Source organism: Marivita sp., from assembly GCF_020055675.1.
In the GTDB taxonomy this organism is placed as follows: domain Bacteria; phylum Pseudomonadota; class Alphaproteobacteria; order Rhodobacterales; family Rhodobacteraceae; genus Marivita.
Map to the genome: position 1 here is coordinate 25,235 of NZ_JAIPUS010000030.1, position 6,867 is coordinate 32,101.

Consider the following 6,867-nt stretch of genomic DNA (forward strand, 5'->3'; position numbering starts at 1 on the left):
TCCCTGGATTTGAGCTGCGACCCCTTTCGCAAGAATGCAAGGAAGCACTGTGTGGGATGAGTAGCGACGTGAGGCGCAATATCGAGGACCGCCGCGAGGATCTGAATGCCGCCTATCGCCAATCGGCGAATCAGTGCAGGGCAGGGTTCAGTGTATCCTCAGCGATTGCGCTGAAATTGGCATCGGCTTGCTTGGTTTTTTCCAGGATAAGTGACAGCACAGCTTCGTCCTCGCCCTGGCCAAGCTTTCTGGCCCAATTGGCCAATGTTCCCAGAACAGCAATCTCATAGTGCTCCATACGCTGCACCGACGCCACCAAAGCGGCGTCCTGCAGCGTTTCATCTGGGATCATGTTGTTCCATTTCTCCGCCTCGTTGATGATGGCGTGCATCGATGTGTCTTCGTGGGCATCCACCTCCCGCCCTCGGGCCTTGAGCAGCCCGTCAAGCTCGTCACGCTGGGCCGCCGTCTGTTTCCGGTGAGCGTCAATCGCTTTCGAAAGATCATTGTCATTTGCCTGCGATGCCATCTCCGCAAGGTGATCGGTCATCTGGGCCTCGACCGAGCGCAGCTCCTCGAGTTCGGCCAGGTAAAGCCCTTCAAGGTCGTGTAGTTGCATCATTACCTCCTATCGTCTGTTTGATGGAATGGCACAGGGTTCGCGCCGCCGATCGGCAGTCCGCCGTCACTTCGGCATTCGCCGCACCTGTGGTCGGCGAACAATCCAAACGGCAGCAGCACCGCCCGGCACGAGTGAAGCAAGCACAGTGATTACCGCCGGCCCGACGCCTTCGAGACCTGAAGGTCCAACAAGTATCCTGCCGATGACGATCAGAACCCAGAACACGGATGTAGAGACAAGGGCCAAGATCGAGACGAACAGCAGGTAGGCGGCAAGGGGATGCAATTTCTCATGACGCAGTGATTGCGCAATCGGCCAGCAGGCCACGAGCGTGATGAGCGCGATGATCCAGGCGATGTACTGGTTGGCGACATCAATAGTCATGCGGTGCCCTTTCGTCAGTCACGTCGATACGTGGCCCAAACTAACGCGCCGGGACAGCGCGACGCCTTAACCCGCGTTAGGACCCGGCAGCTCTGGCCATGCGCCAACCTGTGCGAACAGTCTTTCAGACTGCAGAGAGCCCAAGTGGCGTGGGTGACCGCTGATTGACACGCATATTGGCCTGTCATGAGCCCCTAAGTGCTGCCGATGGCGCGACGGAAAATCAGGAGAGACGCCACAAGAAAGGCGGCACCCAACGTTCCAACCAGAAGGAATTCAGGCCAGACGGTTTCAAGACCGGCGCCGCGGAACAGGACCGCATTGGAAAAGCTCAGGTAGTGGCGCGATGGCAGAAACCAGGTGAGGTATTGCAGCCATTGTGGCTGGCTCTCAACAGGGCTCATCCCGCCTGACAGGATCATCATCGGCAAAACCGTTATGATCACGAGAAGCGCGAATTGGGCCATGGACCGCACGGCAGTTCCCAAAAGCAAGCCGATCGCCGCCGCCGCGAACAAGAACAGGAACGTACCGGTCAGAAACAGTGGCACCGATCCGGCGATGGGCACATCAAGCATCCAGCGCACCACGATCAGGAGCGATGCTGTAAAAGTCACGAAGACGATCATCGCGTTGGCCAGAATCTTGGACGTCGCGATTTCGAACGGTGTGACCGGCATGACCAAAAGATGCCCTATCGTGCCATGCTCACGTTCCCTGATCAGGGCGGCGCCGGTCAGGATGACGGTCAGATTCGTCAGCCAGTTGAGCAGGGCCGAGATGGCTTCGAACCATGTCGCATTGTTGGTCGGGTTGAACGCGCGTCGCAAGACCAGATCAGCACTGGCGGGACCGGACCGAACAGGGGCGACCGAGGTCGCAAAGCGTTCCTTCTCGCGGGTCAGGATCGCACGAATGTAGTTCGCGCCGACCGTGGCCTGCGTGACGTCCGTGGCATCGACCCTCAAGAACACCGTCACGTCATCGCCGGCGCGCAGATCGGCGGCCATATTGTGGGGGATCATCAGGATAAAGGTATAGAGATCATCATCCATCAATTGCTCTGCTTGCCCGCCGTCTATGAGGTCCGGGGCCTGGAACCACGGCGCATAGAGCGCCTCGGCCATTGAGCGCGACAGCGCAGAACGGTCATTGTCGACAAAAGCCACCGCCGCATTGTTGACCTGATCTGCGGCCGATTGCGCCTGAAAGTACACGCCCGGCCCAAAGGCGTAGATCACCAGGCCAACCAAAAGCCAGTCCCGCAGGACGCTCAATACCTCCTTGCGGGTGAGCCAGAGCAGATTTCCCAGCAACCGGCGCATGATCAGGGTGCCTGTTTGCGTAATAGCGCCAACGCCGGCACGAAGAATACTGGAATGAACAGGGCGATCCACGGGAGTTCCGGTGCAAGCTGACCCATCCCGAGCCCCTTGGTGAAGGCGCCAACGCTTATGTACATATAGTAGTGGGTGGGCCAGCTCAGCCCGATGATCCGGGCGCCGCCTTCCAGAGAGGCCACCGGCTGAACCATTCCGGAAAACACAACGGTCGGCATCATCATGATGACCATCGCGGCAAACACGGCTGCAACCTGCGTCCGGGTAAAGACCGATACAAGCAAGCCGTAGCTGGTCGAGGCCATCACATAGATCAGCGCCCCCAAAGTGAGAATCGCGAAGTCGCCCGTGAATGGCACGCCAAAGAGAAACACCGCCATGCCTGACATGATCAGGTAATTGACCATGCCGATCGCGATATAGGGAAGCTGTTTGCCGATCATGAATTCGAGGCGCCGTGTCGGCGTGACATGAAAGTTGGTGATCGTTCCGATCTCACGCTCTCGCGCCACGCTGATCGCCATCAGGATCGCGGGAAAAAACATCAGAAGGATCGCGGGGACTGAAGGTGCGATGGCCCGAATGCTGTCTACGGTCGGGTTATAGGCGAAACGTGTGTTGATGTTCAGCGAGGCGGGCGCGTCGGCCTGTGACCTGCTTGTTCGGACCTGCTCGGCAAGGAAATTCGTGTGCGCGCCCTGCACATAGCCCTCGATTGTCGACGCGCGCTGCGTGTTCGAGCCGTCGATCCAGGCCGAGACTTCGGATTGCCGCCCTTGGTGCAGGTCCCTGCCGAACCCCTGCGGGATATCGAGCGCCAATGTGGCTTCACCGGCCCGAAGCAGCTGAACAAGCGCCTCGCGGCTCTCTACCGTGTCGACCTTCTGGAAATAACGCGATCCCTCGAAGGTTTGCAGGTAGGAGCGGCTCACCGGGCTCCGGTCTTCGTCGAAAATCGCAAACTCTATGTCCTCGACATCCATCGAGATGCCATAGGCAAACAGAAACATTAACAAGACGCTGCCACCAAAGGCAAAGGCCAGCCGGATCGGATCGCGCATGACCTCATAGGTTTCTCGCCGCGTGTAGGCCAGAAGCCGTCGCAGGGCTGCCGACCGCGAAGGTTTCCTGTTGTCCTGCCGATCAGAACCTGCCCACTCGTCCGCATCGCCTTCATCGGTGGCATCAGGGTCGTTCTGGCGGATCAGCGCCACGAAAGCCTCGTCAAGTTCGCCCTCGCCGTGCTCCTGGGCGATATCGCCGGGAGTGCCCACCTCCATTACCTGTCCCTTGTGCATCAGCGAAATCCGGTCGCAATACGTGGCCTCATGCATGAAATGGGTCGAGATGAAGATCGTCACGCCATCGTCACGCGACAGATCCGACAGTATTTGCCAGAATGCGTCCCGCCCGGCCGGATCGACGCCCGATGTTGGCTCATCAAGGATCAGCAATTCCGGTTCATGGATAATCGCGGCGGCCAGCGAAAGACGCTGCTGCAACCCAAGGGGAAGCGCCCCCGCACCGTCATCGGCGTGCCCGGCCAGGCCCACCTGATCGAGCAGCGCGTCGATGCGATCCCCGATTTCGTCTGCGTCCAGACGATACAACCGGGCGTGAAGCCACAGATTTTCGCGCAGGCTGAGTTGTTTGTAGAGTGAAAATGACTGGGACATGTAGCCGACGCGCTGGCGCGTTTCGATGTCGCTGGCATCCACCGGATGTCCAAACAACGATACCGTGCCTTCGGTTGCAGGCAGCAGTCCGGTCAGCATTTTCATTGTTGTCGTTTTTCCCGAGCCATTCGAACCGAGAAAACCGAAAATCTCGCCCTGCTCTATTTCAAAGCTGATGTCGTCAACGGCCGTGAAATCACCGAAGCGCCTGGTCAAGTCTTTGGCCTTGACCGCGATGTTGCCGGTTTCGGAATCCCGCGGTGGAATCTCAAGCTGCGCTTTCGCGCTCCGTTCGTCCTCCGGAACCATGGCGGTGAACGCATCTTCCAGCGTGTCGGTGCCGGTCTCTTCGCGCAATGCAGCGGCGCTGCCGCTGCCGATGAGCGCGCCATCATGCATGGCGTGCAACATGTCGAAATCTTCAGCCTCCGCCATATAGGCGGTCGACACGAGCACAGACATGTTCGGGCGGCTTTCGCGTATTTCCTCGATCAATCTCCAGAACTGCTGGCGCGACAGGGGATCGATGCCGGTGGTCGGTTCATCGAGGATCAGGACGTCGGGATCATGGATCAAAGCGCAACACAGGCCAAGTTTCTGCTTCATGCCCCCGGAAAGCTTTCCGACGATCCGGTCCGGGAATGGATCGAGGCGGGTCGCTTTCAGAAGGCGGTCGATGCGTCGGTCGCGTTCCTTGGCGGTCTGACCGAACAGCCTGCCAAAAAATTCAAGGTTTTCACGAACACTCAGGGCCATATAGAGATTCTGGCCAAGTCCCTGGGGCATATAGGCGATGCGCGGAAAAACAGCGTTGCGATGTCTGGGCTTGCGCATCGACCCGCCCAGCACGTCGACCTCGCCCTCCTGCATCCGGCGCGCCCCGGCGATCAGCCCCATCAGTGTGGATTTGCCCACACCGTCGGGGCCGAAAAGGCCAACGATCGTTCCGGCTTCCAACTCGAGCGACACATCGTCCACCGCATGTTTGTCGCCGTAGCTGTGGCAAAGACCCTGAACGCGCACCACAGGGGCATTTTGCGCATTGCTCATCGCTCAGTCTCCTGCCTCAAGAGGCGGGCGATCCGTCAAAGTCAGGTCATCGGGCCATGCTGTGTCCTGAGCGCCGACCAGACGAATATGTCCAGTCCCGCGCATGCCGGTCTTGACGTAGTCAATGTTGCGCTCGATGAGATCCTGCTGGACGCGCAGACGAACCCGGAACATCAAATCCGTGCGGACATCCTGTGTTTCCACGGTTTCCGGCGTGAATTGCGCATCTGGCGATACAAAGCTCACGTGCGCGGGGATCACAAGATCGATCCCGTCCAGCCTGATACGCGCCTCGGCCCCGATCCCGACCCGTGCGGCCTCGGCAGTGGGCAGAAAGACCTCCATATAGACCCGCGACAGATCCAGCAGGGTCACGATGGGCGCACCGCTGGCCACAACCTCGCCCGGCTCGGCCAGGCGATACAGCACCCGGCCGCGCACAGGGGCCTGGATCTGCGCATCTTCGATCCGGCTCTCGATTTCACGAACGGACGCTCGGGCTGCTTCGACCTGGCGTTCAGCCGCGGTCAGGCTGGCTTTGGCAGCGGCCAGTGTGGCGCGGTCTGCATCGCGCTCGGACCGGCGGCTGTCTACCTCCTCCTGTGTGCCGAAACCCCGCTCCAGTAGTGTTCTGGCGCGTTCCAGCTCGACTTGCGAAAATTCAAGCGCCGCTTCATTCTGACCGATCATGGCGCGGGCCTGCTCGGCCTGGCTTTCCGAAGCGGCGACATCGGCCTCGGCGCGGTCCAGTTGCGCTTGCAGGCTGTCGGTGTCGATCTCGGCGATGGTGATGCCTGCATCAACCAAATCGCCTTCCTGCACCTGAATATCCGCAAGACGCCCGGTGATTTCCGAAGCGACGTCCACCAGGTCGGCCTCCACCCGCCCGTTGCCTGCGGCGAACGCTGGCGGCGCGGTCTGTTGACTGGCTTGCCACCAAAAGTACCCCGCGACAACACCCGCGATCGCGACGAGACCGGCAACGGCAATTACCAATTTTCGTTTCATCAAGGCCGACCCACACAATCAATACAACCAAGGTAAGCCATGCAAAGCAGTTGAGCTTTGCTCTGGGTTAAAGGGCTTTCTGAACACTGGACGCGCAGCGGCAGCTTGGATCCGGGCAGTGACCCTGCATGCGAAAGTGACCCGCTTGGGTGGGTGGGGTGAGACCATCCAGAGCTGACCCACCTGCAGTGTCGCCATGCTTGGCCATCCCCTTAAGCAGCGTTGCCTCCGACATGCCGTGTTTGCTGCACAGATCCGATACCGTCGCTCCGGCTGGGCGCGAAGATTGAGCCCGCGGACCAAGCATTTCACGCGTGAACCATACGCTTGCGATCCGCCGGCACTCTGGTCGTCGGTGAAACGGGCATTTCGGATCGCCCGTTGCCCGCGTCGCCGTGACCGTTTCGAGTCCAGTCCATCCTTTGGGATGGCCCGGGTTTCAGGGCAGGTCATCCCCCCCGGGGATTTCTGACGTCTTGGTAGATTTGCGTCGGATCAACCCAAGCCGGCACAGGGTCTTGAGAGGTGGCATTGGAGGGAACTGAACTTTTTTTCCGTCGACGGTGATTTTCGTCTTGCGGACTTTGGGCGGTGACTCTAAATACCCCTTCACCGGCGGCGCTGAGGCGCTTGTTGGGACGGTGGACGGGACGACGGGCATTGTGTCGGTTGGAACGGAAGGCGGATAATTCAGGGGTTTGTCAGGGCGGGCGCGCCGCGGTTAGGGCGCACTGGTCTGGTTTTGTTTCTGGGTTGCTCTTTGACATTGATAATATCTGAAGAGATA

5 protein-coding genes are annotated in these 6,867 nt (G+C 59.6%); all 5 read right to left on the reverse strand.

The features are described from left to right. Positions 1-130 precede the first annotated feature (130 nt). Positions 131-619, reverse strand: coding sequence for a DUF892 family protein (locus LCF59_RS15020; protein ID WP_292288433.1), 489 nt, complete (start codon positions 617-619; stop codon positions 131-133). Between the two features lie 66 nt (positions 620-685). Then, complete coding sequence (locus tag LCF59_RS15025; protein ID WP_292288434.1) at positions 686-1,006, reverse strand: hypothetical protein; 321 nt, start codon at positions 1,004-1,006, stop codon at positions 686-688. 194 nt (positions 1,007-1,200) lie between these two features. Next, a complete protein-coding gene (locus LCF59_RS15030; RefSeq protein ID WP_292288435.1) occupies positions 1,201-2,331 on the reverse strand; it encodes an ABC transporter permease in 1,131 nt (376 codons plus the stop codon). Between the two features lie 2 nt (positions 2,332-2,333). Further along, positions 2,334-5,072 carry a ribosome-associated ATPase/putative transporter RbbA gene (gene rbbA / locus LCF59_RS15035; protein WP_292288436.1) on the reverse strand — a complete coding sequence of 913 codons (2,739 nt, stop codon included), beginning with the start codon at positions 5,070-5,072 and terminating at the stop codon, positions 2,334-2,336. A 3-nt stretch (positions 5,073-5,075) separates the two neighbouring features. Next, positions 5,076-6,080 carry an HlyD family efflux transporter periplasmic adaptor subunit gene (locus tag LCF59_RS15040; RefSeq protein WP_292288437.1) on the reverse strand — a complete coding sequence of 335 codons (1,005 nt, stop codon included), beginning with the start codon at positions 6,078-6,080 and terminating at the stop codon, positions 5,076-5,078. Between the last annotated feature and the right edge of the window lie 787 nt (positions 6,081-6,867).